This window comes from Nonomuraea sp. B208 (assembly GCF_057536035.1).
The window spans coordinates 1-19,207 of record NZ_BAAJOU010000016.1; the positions used below are offsets into that span (position 1 = coordinate 1).

The 19,207-nt window shown below is 73.6% G+C and carries 20 protein-coding genes; 11 read left to right on the plus strand and 9 right to left on the minus strand.

The genetic code is table 11. The annotated features are described in order from the left end of the window. A partial coding sequence (locus AC27IY_RS12665; protein ID WP_487178079.1) for an MFS transporter occupies positions 1-594 on the minus strand: 594 nt, incomplete at its 3' end. Positions 595-847: 253 nt separating this feature from the next. On the opposite strand from AC27IY_RS12665, the gene AC27IY_RS12670 reads away from it, so the two are divergent. Next, a complete protein-coding gene (locus AC27IY_RS12670) occupies positions 848-2,551 on the plus strand; it encodes a SpoIIE family protein phosphatase (RefSeq protein ID WP_487178080.1) in 1,704 nt (567 codons plus the stop codon). A gap of 8 nt (positions 2,552-2,559) precedes the next feature. Here the strand turns inward: AC27IY_RS12670 and AC27IY_RS12675 are convergent, their stop codons facing one another. Then, the gene (locus AC27IY_RS12675; RefSeq protein WP_487178081.1) at positions 2,560-3,423 is read right to left on the minus strand and encodes an aldo/keto reductase; all 864 of its coding nucleotides are present in this window, start codon (positions 3,421-3,423) and stop codon (positions 2,560-2,562) included. 270 nt (positions 3,424-3,693) lie between these two features. Between AC27IY_RS12675 and AC27IY_RS12680 the strand changes: the two genes are divergently transcribed. After that, positions 3,694-3,948 (plus strand): hypothetical protein, encoded by a 255-nt coding sequence (locus AC27IY_RS12680; protein WP_487178082.1) that lies wholly within the window; start codon positions 3,694-3,696, stop codon positions 3,946-3,948. A gap of 9 nt (positions 3,949-3,957) precedes the next feature. Here AC27IY_RS12680 and AC27IY_RS12685 read toward each other — a convergent pair whose 3' ends face one another. Next, the gene (locus tag AC27IY_RS12685; RefSeq protein ID WP_487178124.1) at positions 3,958-4,404 is read right to left on the minus strand and encodes a DUF6789 family protein; all 447 of its coding nucleotides are present in this window, start codon (positions 4,402-4,404) and stop codon (positions 3,958-3,960) included. Between the two features lie 78 nt (positions 4,405-4,482). After that, a complete protein-coding gene (locus AC27IY_RS12690) occupies positions 4,483-4,659 on the minus strand; it encodes a hypothetical protein (protein WP_487178083.1) in 177 nt (58 codons plus the stop codon). A gap of 110 nt (positions 4,660-4,769) precedes the next feature. Here AC27IY_RS12690 and AC27IY_RS12695 point away from each other — a divergent pair, with 110 nt between their 5' ends. The 4 genes from AC27IY_RS12695 (at position 4,770) to AC27IY_RS12710 (ending at position 9,472) form a co-directional block, all read left to right on the plus strand. Further along, a complete protein-coding gene (locus AC27IY_RS12695; RefSeq protein ID WP_344216387.1) occupies positions 4,770-5,354 on the plus strand; it encodes a hemerythrin domain-containing protein in 585 nt (194 codons plus the stop codon). Positions 5,355-5,461: 107 nt separating this feature from the next. After that, positions 5,462-6,481 carry a LacI family DNA-binding transcriptional regulator gene (locus AC27IY_RS12700; RefSeq protein ID WP_344216389.1) on the plus strand — a complete coding sequence of 340 codons (1,020 nt, stop codon included), beginning with the start codon at positions 5,462-5,464 and terminating at the stop codon, positions 6,479-6,481. Positions 6,482-6,579: 98 nt separating this feature from the next. Further along, the gene (locus tag AC27IY_RS12705) at positions 6,580-8,691 is read left to right on the plus strand and encodes a PP2C family protein-serine/threonine phosphatase (protein WP_487178084.1); all 2,112 of its coding nucleotides are present in this window, start codon (positions 6,580-6,582) and stop codon (positions 8,689-8,691) included. Between the two features lie 40 nt (positions 8,692-8,731). Next, positions 8,732-9,472 (plus strand): MgtC/SapB family protein, encoded by a 741-nt coding sequence (locus AC27IY_RS12710; protein ID WP_423470859.1) that lies wholly within the window; start codon positions 8,732-8,734, stop codon positions 9,470-9,472. A 35-nt stretch (positions 9,473-9,507) separates the two neighbouring features. Here AC27IY_RS12710 and AC27IY_RS12715 read toward each other — a convergent pair whose 3' ends face one another. Then, positions 9,508-10,821 carry an FAD-binding oxidoreductase gene (locus AC27IY_RS12715; protein ID WP_487178085.1) on the minus strand — a complete coding sequence of 438 codons (1,314 nt, stop codon included), beginning with the start codon at positions 10,819-10,821 and terminating at the stop codon, positions 9,508-9,510. A gap of 310 nt (positions 10,822-11,131) precedes the next feature. Here AC27IY_RS12715 and AC27IY_RS12720 point away from each other — a divergent pair, with 310 nt between their 5' ends. From AC27IY_RS12720 to AC27IY_RS12730, 3 genes are read left to right on the plus strand one after another with little or no spacing between them, the layout of a single operon-like run. Beyond that, entirely contained in the window at positions 11,132-12,232 is a 1,101-nt protein-coding gene (locus AC27IY_RS12720; protein ID WP_487178086.1) for a hypothetical protein, read from the plus strand. Beyond that, complete coding sequence (locus AC27IY_RS12725) at positions 12,229-13,623, plus strand: hypothetical protein (RefSeq protein WP_487178087.1); 1,395 nt, start codon at positions 12,229-12,231, stop codon at positions 13,621-13,623. The genes AC27IY_RS12720 and AC27IY_RS12725 overlap by 4 nt, the downstream gene beginning before the upstream one ends. Continuing rightward, on the plus strand, positions 13,620-14,009 hold the full coding sequence (locus AC27IY_RS12730) for a hypothetical protein (RefSeq protein WP_364462467.1): 390 nt from the start codon (positions 13,620-13,622) through the stop codon (positions 14,007-14,009). The genes AC27IY_RS12725 and AC27IY_RS12730 overlap by 4 nt, the downstream gene beginning before the upstream one ends. A 10-nt stretch (positions 14,010-14,019) precedes the next feature. Here the strand turns inward: AC27IY_RS12730 and AC27IY_RS12735 are convergent, their stop codons facing one another. Further along, on the minus strand, positions 14,020-14,973 hold the full coding sequence (locus AC27IY_RS12735; RefSeq protein WP_487178125.1) for an NAD(P)-dependent alcohol dehydrogenase: 954 nt from the start codon (positions 14,971-14,973) through the stop codon (positions 14,020-14,022). A gap of 77 nt (positions 14,974-15,050) precedes the next feature. Between AC27IY_RS12735 and AC27IY_RS12740 the strand changes: the two genes are divergently transcribed. Then, on the plus strand, positions 15,051-15,677 hold the full coding sequence (locus tag AC27IY_RS12740; protein WP_423448167.1) for a TetR/AcrR family transcriptional regulator: 627 nt from the start codon (positions 15,051-15,053) through the stop codon (positions 15,675-15,677). Here AC27IY_RS12740 and AC27IY_RS12745 read toward each other — a convergent pair. The 3 genes from AC27IY_RS12745 to AC27IY_RS12755 all read right to left on the minus strand — a co-directional run bounded on the left by AC27IY_RS12745 (position 15,674) and on the right by AC27IY_RS12755 (position 17,925). After that, the gene (locus AC27IY_RS12745) at positions 15,674-16,114 is read right to left on the minus strand and encodes a MerR family transcriptional regulator (RefSeq protein WP_487178088.1); all 441 of its coding nucleotides are present in this window, start codon (positions 16,112-16,114) and stop codon (positions 15,674-15,676) included. The genes AC27IY_RS12740 and AC27IY_RS12745 overlap by 4 nt on opposite strands. 61 nt (positions 16,115-16,175) lie before the next feature. After that, positions 16,176-17,369 carry an FAD-dependent oxidoreductase gene (locus tag AC27IY_RS12750; protein WP_487178089.1) on the minus strand — a complete coding sequence of 398 codons (1,194 nt, stop codon included), beginning with the start codon at positions 17,367-17,369 and terminating at the stop codon, positions 16,176-16,178. A 1-nt stretch (position 17,370) separates the two neighbouring features. Further along, on the minus strand, positions 17,371-17,925 hold the full coding sequence (locus AC27IY_RS12755; RefSeq protein WP_344216411.1) for a TetR/AcrR family transcriptional regulator: 555 nt from the start codon (positions 17,923-17,925) through the stop codon (positions 17,371-17,373). Positions 17,926-18,204: 279 nt separating this feature from the next. On the opposite strand from AC27IY_RS12755, the gene AC27IY_RS12760 reads away from it, so the two are divergent. After that, on the plus strand, positions 18,205-19,206 hold the full coding sequence (locus AC27IY_RS12760; RefSeq protein ID WP_487178090.1) for a hypothetical protein: 1,002 nt from the start codon (positions 18,205-18,207) through the stop codon (positions 19,204-19,206). Position 19,207: the final 1 nt, after the last annotated feature.

The window sequence follows — 19,207 nt, forward strand, 5'->3', positions numbered from 1 at the left end:
GAGATGCACCGCCAGCGGCAGGCGGAGCCCGGCGGCGGCCGCGCCCATCAGGCCGCCGAGCACCGCGCCGATGCTCCACACCCCGTGCAGCGAGTTGAGTATGGAACGCTGGTAGAGCCGCTGCACCCGCAGGCCGTGCGCGTTCTGCGCGACGTCCACGACCGCGTCGAGCGCGCCCACGACGAACAGCACGCCGCCGAAGACGATCCAGTTCGGCGCGAACGGGATCGCCAGGATCGCGAGCGTGGTGACGACGGTCCCGAACACCGCCACACGGGCCGAGCCGAACCTGCGCACGAACACCCCGGCGAGCAGCCCGGCCAGCAGCGCGCCGATCGGGAAGCCGGCCACCGCGCCGCCGAAGACCGCGTTGCTCACGCCGAGGTCGGACTTGATCTGCGGGTAGCGCGGGACGACGTTGAAGAACACGGCGCCGTTGGTGAGGAACAGCGCCGCGACGGCGGCACGGGCCTGGCGCGCCTGGCGACTGGGCGCGGAGGGAGGGGCGGCAGCGGGCATCGGCTCTCCGATCACGGTGACGGGGGCGGGCGGGCGGGCGACGGTCCGGCGCGGGAACCAGCACAGATTCAGCACCCGGATTCAGCACCCGGAATCAGCAGGGTGAGCGGCGGGTCCGCTCGGGCTTCTTCAGGGTCGGGGACGCGTCCACGGGTCGTCCGTGGGGGCGTGGGACCGATTTCCCTCAGGCATCATGTGTACGAGCGTACTGATCCGTGCTCGATCGTCCCTTCCGGACCCGGCGATCACTGCGGGAGTGTGCGTCAGACGGCCGGGGGTGATAGGCAAGCCCTCGGACCGGAGGCCGCGAAGGAAAGGGAGTGCTCCCATGGAAGCGCCCGACGGCGACGAGCGGCTGTGCCGGACAGCAGCGGACAGGTGGCCTCACGAGCTGCGTGAGCTTCGCCAGGCCGGCACCTACCTGGTGGACGATCGCGGCCGGATCATCGAGGTCAGCGCCCAGGCGCAGCGCCTGCTCGGGCGTACGGCCGACGAGCTGCTCGGCAGGGACGCCCACGACCTGCTGCATCGCGGCCGGCACGGCGAGAGCCTGCCCCGCAGCCGGTGCACGATGCGGCAGCCCCTTCTCGCCGGGGGCAGCGGCCAGGGGGAGCTGGAGTGGTTCGAGCGCGGGGACGGCACGCTGCTGCCGGTGTCCTGGCTGCTCACGCCGTGCGACGTCGGCGCGGGACGCACCGGCTCGCTGGTCATCTTCTACCGGACCGAGACGGCCGTCCCCGCCCCGCCGGGGCCGGAGGGCGCGCCGGCCTCGATGTCGGAGCTCGACCGGCTGGCCCTGCTCGCGGAGACGACCACGACCCTCACCGCCAGCCTGGAGGTGGAGGAGACGCTGCGCCAGCTCGTCCGGCTCACGGTGCCGCTGCTGGCCGACTGGGCGGTGGTCGACCTGCTCACCGAGGACCACGGCGTGTCGCGTGCCGTGGTGGCGCATCACGAGAACGGCGTCGTGATCCACCGGGAGGACCTCCAGGGGCCGATGCCGCCGGTGCCGGAGGAGTCGCCGATGCCGCTGTCGCGGGCGCTGCGCGGCGTCACCGCGACGCTGGTCGGCCCCGAGACCTACCAAGGGACGCCCGACTCCCGCATCGCGGTGGCGCAGCGCAAGCTGTTCGGTGCCACCGGCATGCACTCGGCGTGCATCGCGCCCATCCGCGGGGTGCGCGAGGTGGTGGGGGCGCTGACCCTCGGGCGGGCCGACCAGCCGGGCGCGTTCACCACGGCCGATCTGCTGCTGGTGGAGGACATCGCCCGCCGCGCCGGGCTGGCCCTGGACAACGCCCGCCTGTACGAGCGGCAGCGCCGGGTGGCCGAGACCATGCAGCGCCACCTGCTGCCGCAGCTGCCGGTCGTGCCGGGCGTGCAGATGACCGCCCGCTACGTGCCCGCGCCCCACGCCTCGCAGGTCGGCGGCGACTGGTACGACGCCTTCCACCTGCCGGGCGGCGGCACCGCGCTGGTGATCGGCGACGTGATCGGCCACGACCTCGACGCGGCCGCCGGCATGGCGCAGATCTGCAACATGCTGCGCGCCTACGCCGGAGCCCAGCGGGAGCTGCCCAGCACGATCCTGGACCGGCTGGACCGGGCGGTGATGCGGATGGCTCAGGTCACGATGGCCACGGTCATCCTCGCCCAGCTGGAGCACACCGACGACGGGCGCTGGCTGGTGCGCTGGGCCAACGCCGGCCATCCCCCGCCGCTCCTCGTCGAGGGCGACGGGCGGACCCGTCTGCTGGAGGCGGGGCACGGTCCGCTGCTCGGCACCGGGCTGCGGCCCGCGCGCGCCGACGCCGAGATCGAGCTGCCGCCGGGCTCGGCCCTGCTGTTCTACACCGACGGGCTCGTCGAGTCCCGTACGCACAGCCTCGACGAGGGCTTCGGTCGGCTGCGCGGGCGGGCCGCCGACCTGGCCCGCCAGCCGCTGGACGCCCTCTGCGACCTGCTGCTGGAGGGCGTGCGGCCGAAGGACAACGACGACGACGTGGCCATGCTGGCGCTGCGCGTCCCCTGATCGGGGGGCTACGCGACGACCGAGGTCAGCTCGGCGACGTCGTCCTCGCTGAGCTGGAGGCCCGCGGCGGCGACGTTCTGCTCCAGGTGCTCGACGGACGACGTGCCGGGGATGGGCAGCATGACGGGCGAGCGGCGGAGCAGCCATGCGAGCGCGAGCTGCGACGGCGTCGCCGACAGCCGGGCGGCGAGGTCCGCGAGCGGCCCGCCCGCCTTCGCCAGGCTGCCCGTGGCCAGCGGGAACCAGGGGATGAAGGCGATCTGGTGGCGTTCGCAGTGGTCGAGCACGTCCTCGGCGGAGCGGTTGGCCAGGTTGTACAGGTTCTGGACCGAGGCGATCGGGGCGACGCCTTGAGCCTGCTCGATCTGCTGGACGCTGACCTCCGACAGGCCGATGTGCGCGATCTTCCCTTCGTCCTTGAGCGCTTTCAGCTCGCCGACCTGGTCCTCGAGCGGCACGTCGGGGTCGACGCGGTGCAGCTGGAACAGCGCGATCCGCTCGACGCCGAGGACGCGCAGGCTCATCTCGCACTGCTGGCGCAGGTAGGCCGGCCTGCCGACCGGCGTCCACTGGTCCGGGCCCTGCCGGGTGAGCCCGGCCTTGGTGGCGATGACGATGTCCTCGTCGTACGGGGCGAGGGCGCGGCGCAGCAGCGGCTCGGCGACCAGCGGGCCGTAGGAGTCGGCGGTGTCGAAGAGGGTCACGCCGAGCTCCGCCGCCCGGCGCAGGACCCGTACGGCGTTGTCCTCGTCGTCCGGCGGCCCCCACACGCCGCGGCCGGTGAGCTGCATCGTGCCGTAGCCGAGGCGATTGACGCCGAGGACGCCGTCGATCTCGAAGCGCCCGGAGGCGTCGGCCGTCACAGTGGTCATTCGCGGGATCCTCTCCTCCGGAAGGCCGCGCGCCGGGATCACGGACCCCGTCACGCCACGGGCTCCGCTGCCCCGCCCGGCGCCCCGCAAGCGGACTTGAGGTTCTTTTGACCCGATGCCCTGCCCGCTGGAGGGCGGTCGCTCCCCACGTCAGCCTGTGCGAAGGCATCGAGGCACCCGTGACGACCACGACCGCCGCTGAGAGGGTTCGGCCCTCCGCCGCCGGGCAGGTGCGCAGGCGTCGGCGCCGGCACGCGGAAGGGAAGAGCCATGAGCGAGCTCGATCACGGCATCGCCGATCTGAACGGCGACCAGGCGGCCGTCTTCCAGGCCGTCTCCTATCTGGAGAGCGGCCCCACCGGGCCGGGCGACCTGGAGCAGATCGCCCGGCGGGCGGAGCTCGACCGGGAACGCGCCTCGCGCGCCCTGGACGAGCTCATGGGCCCGCTCGGCCTGGTCACCGCCGTCGAGGACCCGAACAGCGCCTCGGGGCACGCGGTCTACCGCGTCCAGTCCCTGGGCTGACGGCGCCGGTCAGGACGGCTCCGCGTCGCCGGCGCGGGCGTTGAGCCGGTTGAGCGCGAGAGCCAGCGTGGTGCCGTACACCAGGTGTCCCGCGATCATGACCGCCCGGCGGCCGGGGCGGTCCCTGCCGGCCGGCGGCAGGATGCCGAGCCGCGGGATCCAGCCCTGGTAGCTGGAGAACCAGATCGCCAGCGCGTAGCCGGCGCCGAGCGGCGCGGGAGTGTGCCGTCCCCGGGTCAGCAGCCCGTACAGGGAGCCGGCGGTGATGCCGAAACCGAAGTGGGCGAGCGCCCCCGCGACCCCCTCCCCCGGCTTGACCCGGTGCCGGTGGCCCGGCAGCATCGCCCGGACGATGCGTTTGGGCGGCTGGTCCGGCATGAGCCCCATGCGGCTCCCGGCGAGCATGACCAGACTCATCGTGGCGGTGGCGGCCGTCCCGCCCAGAGCGCCTTTCATCACGTTGCGCAGCATGCAGAGCGGTTGCCCGCCAGAGCACGCCGGTAACGCCCCCGGCCCGACCTTCTGCCGCCGCGGTCAGTCCGTGCTCTCCCCGCCCTCGGCGTCCTCTTCCTCCTGGGCTTCCTCCATCGCGGCCTGGCCCGCGTGCCGCGGCTCCTCGCCGGGCTCGCGGAGGCTCTTCTCGTCCTCCTGAGCGGCGTCCAGCAGCGGCTCGGTCCCGGTCTTGGCCTGGTTCTCTTCAGGAGTGCTCATGCGCTGCGGGCTACCCCGGGGACAGGTCCCCATTCACCGCGAGTTGGTAATGCCCCGCGTGGCGGCCGGGTGCAGGGGTAGGCACGCAGCGTGACCGAGAGAGGACGATCATGACAGCACAGCAGACCGCGCCGGAGAAGATGGCCGAGGCGGACGTCATCGAGTTGCTGCAGGCGCAGCACGGCATGATCAGGAACCTGTTCGACGAGGTCGAGCAGGCGTCCGCGGACCGGCGGGCGGAGGCGTTCACCCGTCTCGTGCGGCTGCTGGCCGTGCACGAGACGGCCGAGGAGGAGATCGTCCACCCGCGCGCGCGGCACGCGTTCGAGGGCGGCGACGGCATCGTGGACGACCGCCTGGCCGAGGAGCACGAGGCCAAGGAGCTGCTGCAGCGCATGGACCGGGCAGGGGCGGACGCGCCCGATTTCATGAAGAACCTGCTCATGCTGCGCGCCGCCGTCGAGGCGCACGCGCGCGCCGAGGAGCGCTACGAGTTCACCAAGCTGTACGCCCACACCACCAAGGCCGAGCGGCGCGTCATGGCCGCCGGCGTGAAGGCGGCCGAGGCCATGGCCCCCACGCACCCGCACCCCGGCGTGGAGTCGGCGAAGAAGAACATCCTCATGGGCACTCCGGCCGCCATGATGGACCGGGTCCGCGACGTCATCCGCCAGGCGATGGGGAAGAACCCCTGATCCGGCGGTGACCGCCGGGCGGCGCGGTTCCGCCGCGCCGCGCACTACCCGGCGAACCGGACACCGACCACGGCCGCCCGCCGCGCCCTCGTGGCTAAACTGCGGTCATGACCGCAGAGTCGACCCCCCTCACCCTCGCGCAGCTCGCCGAGCTGGCGGGGGTCTCGACCGCCACGGTCTCCAAGGTCGTCAACGGCCGCGCCGAGGTCTCGCCGGAGACGCGGGCCGCCGTCGAGGCCCTGATCAGGCGGCACGGCTACCGCAGGCAGCGCCGGCGGCCCGCGCCGGCGGCCGTGGTCGAGGTGGTCTTCCACGCGCTGGAGGGCGACTACCCGGTCGAGATCATCAAGGGCGTCGAGGAGGTGGCGCGCGAGCACCAGCTCACGGTGTCGGTGTCGCAGCTGCACCGCTCCGACCCCGCGGAGCAGGACTGGCTGGAGGGCGTGCTACGCCGCCGCACGACCGGGGTCGGCGTGATCGCGGTGTTCTCCAGCCTCGACGAGACGCAGCGGGAGCGGCTCGCCCGGCGCGAGATCCCCCTCGTCCTGCTGGACCCGGCCGACGACCCCGGCAGGGGGATCCCGTCGGTGAGCGCGGGCAACTGGAACGGCGGGCTGGCGGCCACCCGCCACCTGCTGGAGCTGGGGCACCGCAGGATCGGCGTCATCACGGGCCCCGGCTACGCGCTGCCCGGCCGGGCCCGGCTGGACGGCTACCGCACGGCCCTGGACATGGCGGGCGTGCCCGCCGACCCCGACCTCGTCGCCTGCGGCAGCTTCCTCATCGAGGGCGGGCTGGCGGCGGCGCAGCGGCTGCTGCGGCTGCCCGATCCGCCGACGGCCATCTTCGCCACGAACGACGGCCAGGCGATCGGCGTCTACCACGCGGCCCACCGGCTCGGCCTGCGCATCCCCGACGACCTGAGCGTGGTCGGCTTCGACGACCTGCCGTCCGTGCGCTGGACCCTTCCGCCGCTCACCACGATCCGCCAGCCGCTCACGGCCATGGCCGCGGCGGCCACCACCATGCTGCTGGCGCTCGCGCACGGCGAGCCGCTGCCGCAGAGCCGGATCGAGCTCGCCACCGAGCTGGTCGTCCGCGAGAGCACCGCCGCTCCCCGCAGGTGACGCCCGCGGGCGGGCCCTGAGCGGGCCTGGGGCGGTCTTGACGAGCCGGATACCCGGCCGCCCGTAGGCTGGCCCTATGACGTGCAGCCGGACCAGCCATGGTGCGGCCGGGTGACAGCGGTTCGATCCCGGGCGCGGCGATCGCGTCGTCCCGCCTGGACGACCTGCTGATCGAGGCCGTGTTCAGCGTCGGGGCCCACCTGGGCGCCGTCTACGTCCTGGATCCCGGCGACGGGCTGCTGAACATGGAGGCCTCGGTCGGGGTGCCGGTCGCCACGGCCAAGGCGTGGGCGCGGCTGCGGACGAGCGACCCCGCGCCCGTCGCGCTCGCCGTACGCGAGCGGCGGCTGCTCTGGCTCGGCGACCGGGTGGCCCTGGCGCGTGCCTTCCCCGCGGCGGCGCTGGCGCTGCCCTACCACTTCGGCCTCGCCGCCGTCCCGTTGTGCGCCGACGGGGCCGCCTGGGGCGCTCTGGTCCTGGGCTGGCCGACCGGCGGCGAGAGCGAGCTCCCCCGCCGCCTGCGCGACGTGATCGACGACGTCGGCGCGCGGATGGGTCACCTGCTCCAGCAGGCGCACGCGCGCGGCCAGCCGGTCGCCCCGCATCCGCTGCCCCGGGTCCTGAACCCGGTCCGGGCGCACCCACCCGGCCCGTACGCCGGGCTGACCGCGATCAGCTGCCTCAGCAGCCTGCCGGAGGGCTACTGCCATCTGGACGGGCACGGCCAGGTGACGCTCGTGACGGCGGCGGCGGCCGAGCTGCTCGCCTGCCGGCCGTCGGAGATGCTCGGCAGGCGCTTCTGCAAGGCGCTGCCCTGGCTGGACGACCCCGTCCACGAGGACGGCTATCGCTCGGCGATCATCAGCCACCGGCCCACGGCGTTCACCGTTCGCAGGCCCGACGGGCGGCTGCTGTCGTTCCACTGCTATCCCAGCCTGCCCGGCGTCACGCTGCGGATCACGCCCGCCGACGACCACGGGCCCGTCGCCGAGGACGCCGGCGGCCGGACCGGCGTGACCGGTCTGCACGACCTCCTGCAGCTCGCCGCCGCCCTCGCCAGGGCGACCACCGCGCAGGACGTGGTCGCCCTGGTGGCCGACCGGGTCCTGCCGGCCTGCGAGGCGCAGGCGATGGCCATCCTCACCTGGGACAGCGGCCGGATGCGGGTGGTGGCCGCGCGCGGCTACGGCCCGGAGGACCTGGAGTCGTTCAACGGGCGGCCGGTCGGCCTCGTGGCGCAGGGCGACGAGGCGGCCCCGGCGTTCTACGGGAGCGAGGACGAGCTCCGCGCGGCCCATCCCGAGGCGGGGCCCACCGGCGGCATGAACGCCTGGACGATGCTGCCCCTCGTGGCGCTAAGCCGCTCGATCGGCATGTGCCTGCTCGCGTGGGACCGCCCGCACGAGTTCGGCGCGGAGGAGCGGGCCATGCTGAGCGCGATCGGCGGGCTGGTCACCCAGGCGTTCGAGCGGGCCTGGCTGTACGACCACAAGCACCAGCTCGCCCAGTCCCTCCAGTCGAGCCTGCTGCCGAAGGACCTGCCCGAGTTCCCCGGCCTGGAGGTGGCCGCCCGCTACGTCCCGCTGACGCCGGGCATGGACATCGGCGGCGACTTCTACGACCTGATCCGGCTCGACGACTGCCTGGCCGCGGCGGTCATCGGCGACGTCCAGGGCCACGACATGACCGCCGCCGCCCTGATGGGCCAGGCCCGCACCGCCATCCGCGCCCACGCCGCCGCCGGCACGAGCCCGGGAGAGGTGCTCGCGCGCACCAACCGGCTGCTCACCGCGCAGACCCCCGAACGTTTCACGAGCTGCCTTTACGTCGCCTTCGACCTGCGCCGCCGCGTCGCCCTCCTGGCCAGCGCCGGGCACCTGCCGCCGGTGCTCGGCCTGCCCGGCGGCCCCGCCGAGATCATCGACCCCGCCTCCGGCCTGCTGCTCGGCATCGACCCGGACGCCGAGTACGCCACCACGACCGTGAACGTGCCGCCGGGGGCGACCCTCGCCCTCTACACCGACGGCCTGGTGGAGGTGCCCGGCGGCGACCTGAACGACGGCATCGCCGCCCTGGCCGCCCGGTTCGCGCCCGCCCCCGGCCACTCGCTGGGCGACCTGGCGGACGACCTCATCGCGGGGGCCGGCGAGGAGGAGCGGCGTACGGACGACAGCGCCCTGCTGCTCCTGCGCAGCGCCGCGCCCTCCTGACGGGGTGTGAGCGGGGCCGGTCGCGGGGAGACCTGCCCGGATGGGAATGGTCGGCATGGGGGCGGCCGGCGCCGCGCAATGGTTCGCCGGGCAGGGCTGGATCCAGCTGGGTGAGCTGGCCCTGGCCCTGCTGCTGTCCGCGCTGATCGGGCTGGAGCGGGAGTCCCGGCAGAAGAGCGCCGGGCTGCGTACGCACACGCTGGTCGGCTTCGCCTCGGCGCTGATCGTGATCGTGTCCAAGCACGGCTTCTCCGACGTCCTCGACGAGCACGTCACGCTGGACCCCTCGCGGGTGGCCGCCCAGATCGTGTCCGGGATCGGCTTCATCGGCGGCGGCCTGATCTTCGTCCGGCGTGACGCGGTGCGGGGTCTCACCACGGCCGCGGTGGTCTGGCTGACCTGCGCGGTGGGCATGGCCGCCGGCTCCGGCCTGTGGCTGCTGGCCGTCGTGGTGACCGCCGGTCACTTCCTCGTGGCGTTCGGCTTCCCGCCGCTGGAGGCCCGGCTGGCGCGCTCGCGCTACAGCCAGGCGCGGCTGCGCGTGACGTACCTGGACCGCCGGGGGGCGCTGCGGCAGGTGCTGTCCCTGTGCACGGAGCGGGGGTTCGTCATCGCGGAGCTGAGCATGGAACGCCACCGCGAGGGCCATGACCCGCACGTCATCTCGATCTGGCTGGTCGTGCAGGGCTCGGGCGCGATCGGCCCGCTCATCGCGGAGCTGGCGGAGGTCGAGGGCGTCATCGCGGTGTCGAGCGCTGAGATCGAGGGGACGGTCGTCTGACCCCTCCGTCCTGAGAGGTCGAACGACCGGTCCGGCTACCCCAGGACGGGGTAGTTCGCGCGCAGCACGCCGTGCGGGTCGCGGGCGCGCTTGATCTCCCTCAGCCGGTCGAGCGTCGCCGCGGGGAAGGCCTGCTCGGCCCGCTCGCCGCCGCCCAGCATCGTGTACGGCTTGCGCCCGCTGACCACCCCGCCCAGCTCCTCGGCGAGCGCGGCCTGCCGGGCGCCGACGGCCGCCGCCTGCGCGGGCTCGGCCGCCGGCCCGAACATGTAGACCAGGTACGGCTCCGTGACCGGCCCGCTCGGCCCCGCGCCGGGACGTTCCGCGGCCAGCGCGCCGCCGAGGTGCCTCACCTGCAGCCCGAACATCGGCTCGACCGGCTCCTCCGCCAGCACCTTGGCGGTCACCTCGTCCACGGCGGTGAGCAGCTCGGTGCGCCCGCGGCCGGGCGAGGGGTCGGTGGGGTCGCCGGCGATGTCGCCCAGGTCGGCCACCGCGACCTGACCCCGGTTGTCCACGGCCAGGTCGCCGATCCGGCCGAGGCGGGCCAGCAGCGCCCGGCCCTCGGCCTCGTCGCCGAGGAAGGCGACGTCGATCCCGACCATGGGCGGGGCCTGCGGGAGCCGTACCCGGCCGAACCAGGCGGTCAGCTCGTCCGGCGCTTCGGCGGTGAGCTCCAGGAAGGCGTCGAACACCTCGCGGGCGCGGTGGCCCTGCCACATCATGCGGCCGCCGTACAGGGCGGGCGCCGGATACAGGTCGAACTCGACGGCCGTGACCAGCGCGAAGTCGCCGCCGCCGCCGCGCAGCGCCCAGAACAGGTCGGGGTCGGAGTCCGCGGTGACCCTGGCCTGCTCGCCGTCGGCGGTGACCACGTCGAAGGCGCGCACGCTGTCGGCGGCGAAACCGTGCCGGCGGCCGAACCAGCTCAGGCCGCCGCCGAGGGTGTAGCCGGTCACGCTGACCACGGGGCTGCTGCCTGCCAGGCCGGTGAGGCCGTGCGGGCCGGCCGCCGCCAGCACCTTGCCCCATTTCGCGCCCGCGCCGACGCGGGCGGTGCGCGCCTCCGGATCCACGCCGACCTCGTCCAGCGCGCCGGTGCGCAGCAGGATCACGCCGTCGGCGGCGCCGGAGGCGCCGTGGCCGCTCGGCTGGGCGGCCACGGCGATCCCCTCGCGGCGCGCGTACGCGACGGTCGCGGCCACGTCGGCGGCCCCCGCCGCCTCGACCACGGCCGCAACCCGCTGCTCCACCGACAGGTTCCACGGCCGGGACGCCTGCTCGAACCCGTCGTCACCGGGCAGCAGCACCCGGCCCTCGGCGACCGCGCGCAACTCGGTGTGCGTCATTTCCCATCACTCCTTCAGCTCGCCCCCGTGTGGAGGACACCCTTTGGACGATCAGCGACGCGCGGACGTGACCATCGGGAGGGTGACATGCGTCACACCGCATTGCTGGGAACGGTCCGGAAATCGACGTTCCGTCATCCGCCGAAAACACATCGCGTCATTTCCACGCAAAGCAATTCCGGGATGACGCCATGTCACTTACGAAGCGAAATACGGGCGCTCGTCTTTCGGCCGCGTCTGGAAGGATCGAAGGAAGCGAAGGGAGGCTTTTGTGATGGCATTGGCGAATGTCGGCTTACGACGCTTGCTCGTGGACACGGGCGAGCCCCGGGACTGGGTGAGCCCACGGACGGACCTCGTCACGGCGCTGCTGGGCGTGTGGTTCGGCATCGGCCTGATGATCGACGCCTGGGCGCACACCAATCTCGCGGGCGAGCTGGAGACGTTCTTCACCCCCTGGCACGCCGTTTTCTATTCGGGATTCGCGGCGGTGTCCGGCTGGATGGTGTGGCAGGCGTGGCGGAACGTACGCGCGGGCCGGCAGGGCCTCGCCGCCGTGCCGCGCGGATATCTGGCGGGACTCGTGGCGATTCCGGCATTCGCCGCGTTCGGCTTCGCCGACATGATGTGGCACACGCTGCTCGGCATCGAGACGACCGTGGACATCCTGTTCAGCCCGTCGCACCTGGGGCTGATCACGACGATGCTGCTCATCATCACCACGCCGCTCCGTTCCGCCTGGAACGCCCCCGACGTGGGCGCGCGCCCGTCGCTCGGGCGGCTGCTGCCCGCGCTGGTGGGGCTCGCGTTCGCGACCACGCTGGTGTCGCTGTTCCTGTCGTACGGTGACGCCATGCAGTGGCGGCCGGCCCGCATCGTCGAGGCGTTCTCCATCATGGACGACGGCGGCGCCGAACGGCTGGCCACCGCGATGGTCATCAGCAACGTCATCCTGCTGACCCCGGTGCTGCTGCTCCTGCGCCGCTGGGAGCTGCCCTTCGGCGCGATGACCCTCATGTACGCGGTGGCGATCCTGATGTCGGGCGCGCAGACCGAGTTCGGGAACGCGCCGGTCCTGCTGGCCGTGGTGGGCGGGGGCCTGGTGGGCGACCTGCTGATCCGGTGGCTGCGGCCGTCGGCGGCGCGGCGCCGGGAGTACTGGACGTTCGCGGGGCTGTCGGGCTTCGCCACGTGGGCGCTGTACATCGGGGCGGCCTCGGCGGCGGGCGGCGGCATCCCGGCCGTGCCGGAGCTGTGGACCGGCGCGCCGATCGTGGCCGGGCTGATCGGGCTGGTGCTCGGCGTGCTGTTCCTGCCGAACGCGACCGTGCCCGCCCCCGCCGCCGGGGCCGAGGCCGGCACGGGCGGCGGGGGCGCGGTCGGCACGGGCGGCGGCGTCGAGAAGGCATGAGGGTCGCCCGGCTGCTCGCGTTCGCCGCGCTCCTGGCGGCCCTGTTGTCGACGGGAGCGTCCCCGGCCGCGGCGCACAACGTCTCGGCCGGGGCGGACCTGCGCCTCGCGCAGACGATCGCGGGCACGGAGCTCACGGTCGTGGTCAAGGGCACCACGCGGGTGCCCGGCCCGCTGCGGATCGGGATCATCGCCTACCAGCCGGTCACCGGCCTGCCGGTCGCCCTGGAGGTGCGGTCGGCCGAGGACGGGCGGACGGTGACGGGCGAGGCGGTGGCGGCGGCCGACCCGCGTTACGCGGAGCTGCGGGTGGAGCGGACCGGGCCGCACGTGCTCACGTTGCGCGCGGGCGGCGAGAGCGCCGTGGTGCCGTTCCGGGTCCTGGTGGAGCGGGGGTCGGGGGCGGAGCTCCTGATCTACGGCGGGTTCTTCGTGGCCGGGGTGCTGCTGGTGGGCGGGCTGCTCACCGGGGCCCTGGCCCGGCCGGGGCCGGCGATGGCGGTGGCGGCCGGGGCCGCTGCGGGGGTGACGGTGGCGGCGATGGCCATCGTGTTCGAGCCGATGGTGCCGCCGGGGCCGCCCGACGGGGCCGCGCCGCCGGTCACCGCCCTGGCCGGCGGAGGGCGGCCGTACGTGCAGGAACGGGTGGCGACGGAGCCGGCGCGGCCGGTCGCGGGAGAGGAGTTCACGTTGCGGGTGGATCTGGTGGACGGCTCCACCGGGCGGCCCGTGGACGACCTGACCGCCCACCACGAGGCGCTCGCCCATCTGGTCGTCACCAGTGAGGACGGGAGCTACTTCCGCCACGTCCATCCGCTGCGCACCGGTCCCGGGCGGCTGGAGGTCCGGCTGCGCGCCGACCGGCCGGGCCGCTACCTCGCGCATGCCGAGCTGGAACGCGAGGACTCCGGCGGCCAGCTCCTGGCGGCGAGCTTCGACGTGCACCGCTCAGGCAGGCAGTCAGCCGCCGACGACGGCACGGGCAGTGACGCGAACGCCGGCAAGAGCGACAGCACTGGCAGCGACGTGGGCAGCGACGCGGGCGACAGCACTGGCAGCGACGTGAGTGGTGGCGCGGGGACGGGCGGGGCGGTGCCGGTGGTGACGCCCGCTGTTCCGGTCGCCGGGCGGCCGGCGACCATCGAGGTGGACGCGACCGGCCCGGTGCGGCCGTGGCTGGGCATGGCCGGGCACCTGATCGTCCGCGACCGCGACGGCGCCTTCCTCGGTCACGTGCACGAGATGGGCTCGCCGGGCTCCCGGCGGCTGCGCTTCACCTTCAGCTTCCCGGCCGAGGGAAGCTACCTGGCCTGGGTCCAGTACGCGCTGGCCGACCGCATCGTGACCGTGCCGTTCACGGTAGAGGTGAGCGCGCAGGAGAACGCGCGATGAGGCGGCGGGCCCTGATCGCCGCCGCCCTCGTCGCGGCCGCCGTGGTGATCTTCGTCGTGGGCCGGGGCACGGCGGCCGAGCCGCTGCGCGCGTCGGTCGCGGGCGCCCACTACGCCGCCACCGTCGTCATCGCAAGGCCCACGACCGGCCCGATCACCGTCGAGGTCGGGGTGACCTCCGGCGACGCCTACACGGTGGCGGTCTCGGCGGTCATGACCGGCATGGGCCATGCCACGTCGGAGCTGTCCGCCCGCGCGACGGCGCCGGGCCGTTTCGTCGCCGAGGGCGAGCTGTTCCTGATGAGCGGCGCCTGGGAGGTGTCGCTGCGGGTGAACGGCGCGGCGGGCGAGGAGACCCTGGTCGTCAACGCGCTCGTCACCGGCTGAGCCCTCCGGCTCAGTCCAGCCGGACGACGACCTTGCCCCGCACGCCGCCCGCCTCCAGTGCCCGGTGCGCCTCCGCGATGTCCGCCAGCGGGTACACGGTGTCCACGACCGGCCGGATCGCGCCGGACTCGACGTAGCGGGCGAGGTCGGCGAGGAGGCGATGGTCCTGGGTCCCGCTGAAGACGCGCACCCGCCGCCGGCCGTGCACGGCGGAGAGGACGACGTACGCCAGCGACGCGGCGGTCCGGTCGAGGTCGAAGGCGATCGCCACCATCCGGCCGCGCGGCGTCAGGAGGCGGCGGTAGGCGGGGTGCTCGGTGCCCACGGTGTCCAGGACGACGTCGAAGGGCGCCAGGTCGGCCGGGCCGGTGGTGCGGTAGTCGTGGGCCTCGTGCGCGCCGAGCTCGCGTACGAGGTCGAGGTTGCGCGCCCCGGCCAGGGCTGTGACGTGGGCGCCGAGCGCCCGGCCGAGCTGCACCGCGACGACGCCCACGCCGCCGCTGCCGCCGCGTACGAGCAGGCGCTCGCCGGGCTGGAGGCGCGCCTTGTCGCGCAGGGCGGTGATCGCCGTGGTCCCCACGACGAGGGCCGCGGCCTCGGCCGGGTCGAGGCCGGCCGGGGCCGGGGACAGGTGGCGGGGGCGGATGGCGACGTACTCGGCGGCGGTGCCGAACGTCCGTCCCGGCCCGCCCCAGACCAGGTCGCCCACCTGGGGCCCGCGTACGCCGGGGGTGACGGCGACGACCTCCCCGGCGAGGTCGAGGCCGACGCGCTTCGGGAAGCCGCGGCCCATCAGCCCGGTCACCGCCCGCAGCCGGCCCGCCCGCCCGTACAGCTCGCCGCCGTTGACGCTGATGGCGCGCACGCGCACCAGCACCTCGCCCGGGGCCGGGACCGGCCTCGGGAGCTCGCCCACGTAGAGCACGTCCGGGGGCCCGTACCGGTCGAAGAGGGCCGCGCGCATCTCACTCGCTGTGTCCATGAACGGGACGCTAGCCAACTAAGCGGATAGTGCTGTCCATTTACGTTAAGGTGAGAAACATGCCTGGTCATCCCTCTCAGTTGCGAGCGGACGCGCGGGACAACCGGCAGCGCATCCTCGACGCCGCCAGGGAGGCGTTCGCCGCGCGCGGGCTCGGCGTGCCGATGGCGGCCGTCGCGCGGCGGGCCGGGGTCGGCATGGCGACGCTCTACCGGCGCTTCCCCTCGCGGGAGTCGCTGATCACGGAGGTGTTCGCCGACGAGCTGACCGCGTGCGCGTCCTTGGTGGAGGAGGCGCTGGCCGACCCCGACCCCTGGCGCGGGTTCTGCGCGGCGATCGAGAAGGTGTGCGCGATGCAGGTCGCCGACCGGGGCTTCACCGAGGCGTTCCTGACGGCCTTCCCCGAGGCGGTCGACTACGAGCGCGAGCGCACGCGCGTCGAGGAGCACTTCGGCGAGGTCGTACGGCGGGCCAAGGCGGCCGGTCGGCTGCGCGCCGACTTCGCGATGGCCGACCTGATGCTGCTGCTCAAGGCCAACTGCGCGATCGCCACCGGGCCCGAGGAGGAGGCCGCGGCGGCGTCGCGGCGGCTGGTGGCATACCTGCTGCAGTCGTTCCGGGCCGAGCACGCCGTGCCGCTGCCGCCGGCGCCGCCGCTCACCCTCGACAAGCTGATCGCCCGCTAGCCGCGTTCTCGGATCACGCAGCCGTCCTTGCCGAGGGCGAGGGGTCCGGCCGCGCTCTCCGCCATCCGCCGGAAGTCGGGGCACTGGGTGAAGTCGTCGGCGGTGCACCGCATGAGGTGCTCGATCAGCGCCTTCGAGGCCGCTGTCTCCTGGAGGCGGCGTTCCAGGTCGGCGTGGTGCCGCTGGAGGAGCGCCTGGCGCTCGGCCTGACCGGAGACGGTGAGGACGTCCCTGATCTGCTCCAGGCTCATGCCCGCCGCCTTGGCGCGCACGATCGTCAGGACGCGGACGACGTGGTCGCTGGTGTAGCGACGGCGGCCGTTGACCCTGGTGGCGGGGGTCAGCAGGCCCATGGCCTCCCAGTGGCGCAGGACGTGCGGGGCGAGGCCGAACCGCTCGGCGAGCTCCCCGATCTGCATCCACTCGCTTGACTTCATGTTCACATTAACTTGCAGACTTGCCACCACGTCAAGCGATCGCACACCGGCCGCCCGACCGTCATGCGGCGATGTGCTCCGGGCGGACGCCCAGGCCGATGAAGCGGCCCATCAGGTGGCGCAGCGGCGGCAGCGTCCGGAACGCCGTGAAGATCGGAGGCGCGTGCCGGGTGGTGTCGTCGCCCAGGTCCTTGGGATAGAGGTCGCGCAGGATGCCGAGCTGGAAGGCCTGGGTGATCCTCGCGGCGCGCTCTCTGCGTGACTGCACCCGGGCCAGGTCGGCGTCCTGCGGCGTGCCGCCCCGGGCGAGGAGCGGGCCCAGCAGGTTGGCGGCGGCCACGGCGTCCTGGACGGCCAGGTTGATGCCCACGCCGCCGGCGGGCGACATGGCGTGGGCGGCGTCGCCGATGCACAGCAGACCCGGCCGGTGCCAGCGGGGCAGCCGGTCCACCCGTACGCTCAGATGGTGCACCGCCTCCCAGTCGCGGATCTCCTCCACGCGGTCGCGCAGGGCCGGGGCCAGGTGCGCCACCCGGTCACGGAACGCCGGCAGCCCGGCGGTCCTGAGCTCGTCGAAGGCGGCGGCCGGGATCGCGTAGGCCAGCTGCCAGAAGTCGCCGCGGTCGATGGAGATCAGTGCCCCCTTGCCGCCCTGGAAGAAGGGCACCTGGTCCTGCGGGCGGCGGGGCAGGCGGAACCACAGCACGTCCATGGGAGGCGAGGAGGCGACGGGGGTGAGGCCGGCGCGGGCCCGTACGGTGGAGTGGCGGCCGTCGGCGCCGATCACCAGGTCGGCCCGCACCTCGACGGGGCCTTCGGCGGTGTCGGCCAGGACGCCGGTCACCCTCCCCCGGTCGGTGAGCAGTTCCGTGGCCCGGGCGCGGCGCAGGAGGCGGAAGGAGGGGTAGGCCGTGGCCTTGCCGGCCAGGAAGTCCAGCACGTCCCACTGCGGCATGAACGCGATGTAGGGGCAGCGCACGTTCAACCGGCTGAAGTCGGCGAAGGTGACGTCCCGGTCGCCCATGTTGACCGCCACCTGCGACATCTTGGCGTGCGGGAGGTCCAGGAACTCCTCGATCCAGCCCAGCTCGACGATCAGTTGCAGGGTGGAGGGGTGGACGGTGTCGCCGCGGAAGTCGCGCAGGAAGTCCGCGTGTTTCTCCAGGACGACCACCTCGACGCCCTGACGGGCCAGCAGCAGCCCGGCCATCATGCCCGCGGGGCCGCCGCCGACGACACAGCATTGTGCGCGCATCTCATCCTTCTTCCGGGAACAGCAGCCCGACCAGGGCCGCGATGTCGATGGGGGTGCCCAGCCGCCGGTTGACGGCGACGGTGGCGAACAGGGTCCTGGCGGCCGTGACCGTGTCGTGCGGGCGCAGCTCACCGGCGTCGATGCGGGCGAGCAGGAAGTCGCCGATGAGCCGCTGGCCCTCGCCCACCAGGGCCGCGAGCGGCGCGCGGGCCTGGACGGTGCTGAAGAACACCGCCATCAGCTCGGCGTTGTCGGCCAGCAGCCGGTCGAACGCCTCCAGCAGCTCGGTCAGCACCACGACGGCGGGCCGGGTGTCGTGATCTTCCACGCGCAGCTCCCGCAGGCGCGGCAGGAAGCCCCGCTCCGACAGGAGCGTCTCCACCATCGCCTCCTTGCTGTCGAAGTAGCGGTACAGCAGGCCCGGGGTGACGTCGGCGGCCTGAGCCACGTCCTTGACCGTGGCCCCGTCCACGCCCTTCTCCGCGAACACCCGCAAGGCCGCGTCCAGCAGTTGCTCCCGGCGCCATACCGCCTGCTCGCTTCGTGACCTGGCCATGCCTTCACCTTCGCTGAGTAAACGTTTATTCAACATAGCACAGGCAGGCGCCGCCGGCGCATCACGCCGGGCGCTCGCGCACGACGGCATTGATCCACTTCATCGTCAAAGGACGCGCGTGCCTGACACCCGGATTCATGCCAAATACCGGACGCACGTTTCCGGACGAACATCGTCCACCGAAATCCCCGGTGAATTCCTCAAGTGGCCGGGATATCCTCGCGCTGAAAGAGAATCCTGCGGCGCGGGGCTCGCCGGCCACCTCTGGAGAGTACATATATGCGATACACCCTTTTTGGGATCGGCACTCTGGGCATCATCGCCGCCCTCCAGGCGTCCGGCGTCGTCACCGCAGGTCACACCCATGCCGGACCGGCCCCGGTCGTCTGCGCCAGGGGAGGAACAGGGCAACTGACGGTTCAAACTCCCTCGGTCATCCTGGCCGGCGCGCCCAGCACCACACCATTCCAGGTACGACTTGACCTGGAGGGCGTCGGTGCCGCACGACCGGTAATTCCCAGTGGGGATATCCTGGACATTCCCGCCCAGATATCCGGGCGCGTCACATTGTCCTTAAAACCCGGCAAACGGTTCGAGGATTATGACAATCACGCGGCTGCCGCGACAGCCGAATGGGTGGCTCCCCTCCAGGGGACGGCGGTGGGCGGTCGCGCCTTCCTGCACGGTTCCGGCCACCTGGACACCGGCACGTGGAAGGCGGTTCCCGGCGCCTACCGGCTGCACGCGACGAACCTCGCGCTCACCCTTCCCGGCGCGGGACCTTGCCACGTGAGCGACATCGGGCCCCTCGGCGAGTTCTTCGTGCAGCCCCTGGCCACGGCCGGGGACGACGACCCGGCATCGTCGCGCCTGGTGGCGGCGATCCGCAGCATCATGTTCACGCTCGTCGTCGCAGGGGTCGGCGTCTTCCTCTACGCGAACAGGCCCAAGAGGTTCAGACGCGGTCGGAAGCCACGCACGGCCGGGCCCGGCGCTCCGCGACACGAGCGGGCCCGCGCACCGCGCGCGCTGCCAGAGCCCGCCGGTTTCGAGTCCCGGCCGCACCTGCGCCTCTTCCGTACCTTCACCTCGATCGCCGGGGGCTGCCTGCTCACGCTCGGGCTCGTCGTGAGCTGCGCGATCGACCGGCGCATCACTCTGGACGATCTGCCCGGCCTCCCGGGCCGGCCGTCCCCGCCCGTGCCGGATCGCGCCTGGCCGACGGCCATTCCCTCCCAGGCCGGCGCCCGCCCCGCCCCGCCCCCACTGCCCGGCAGGTGAC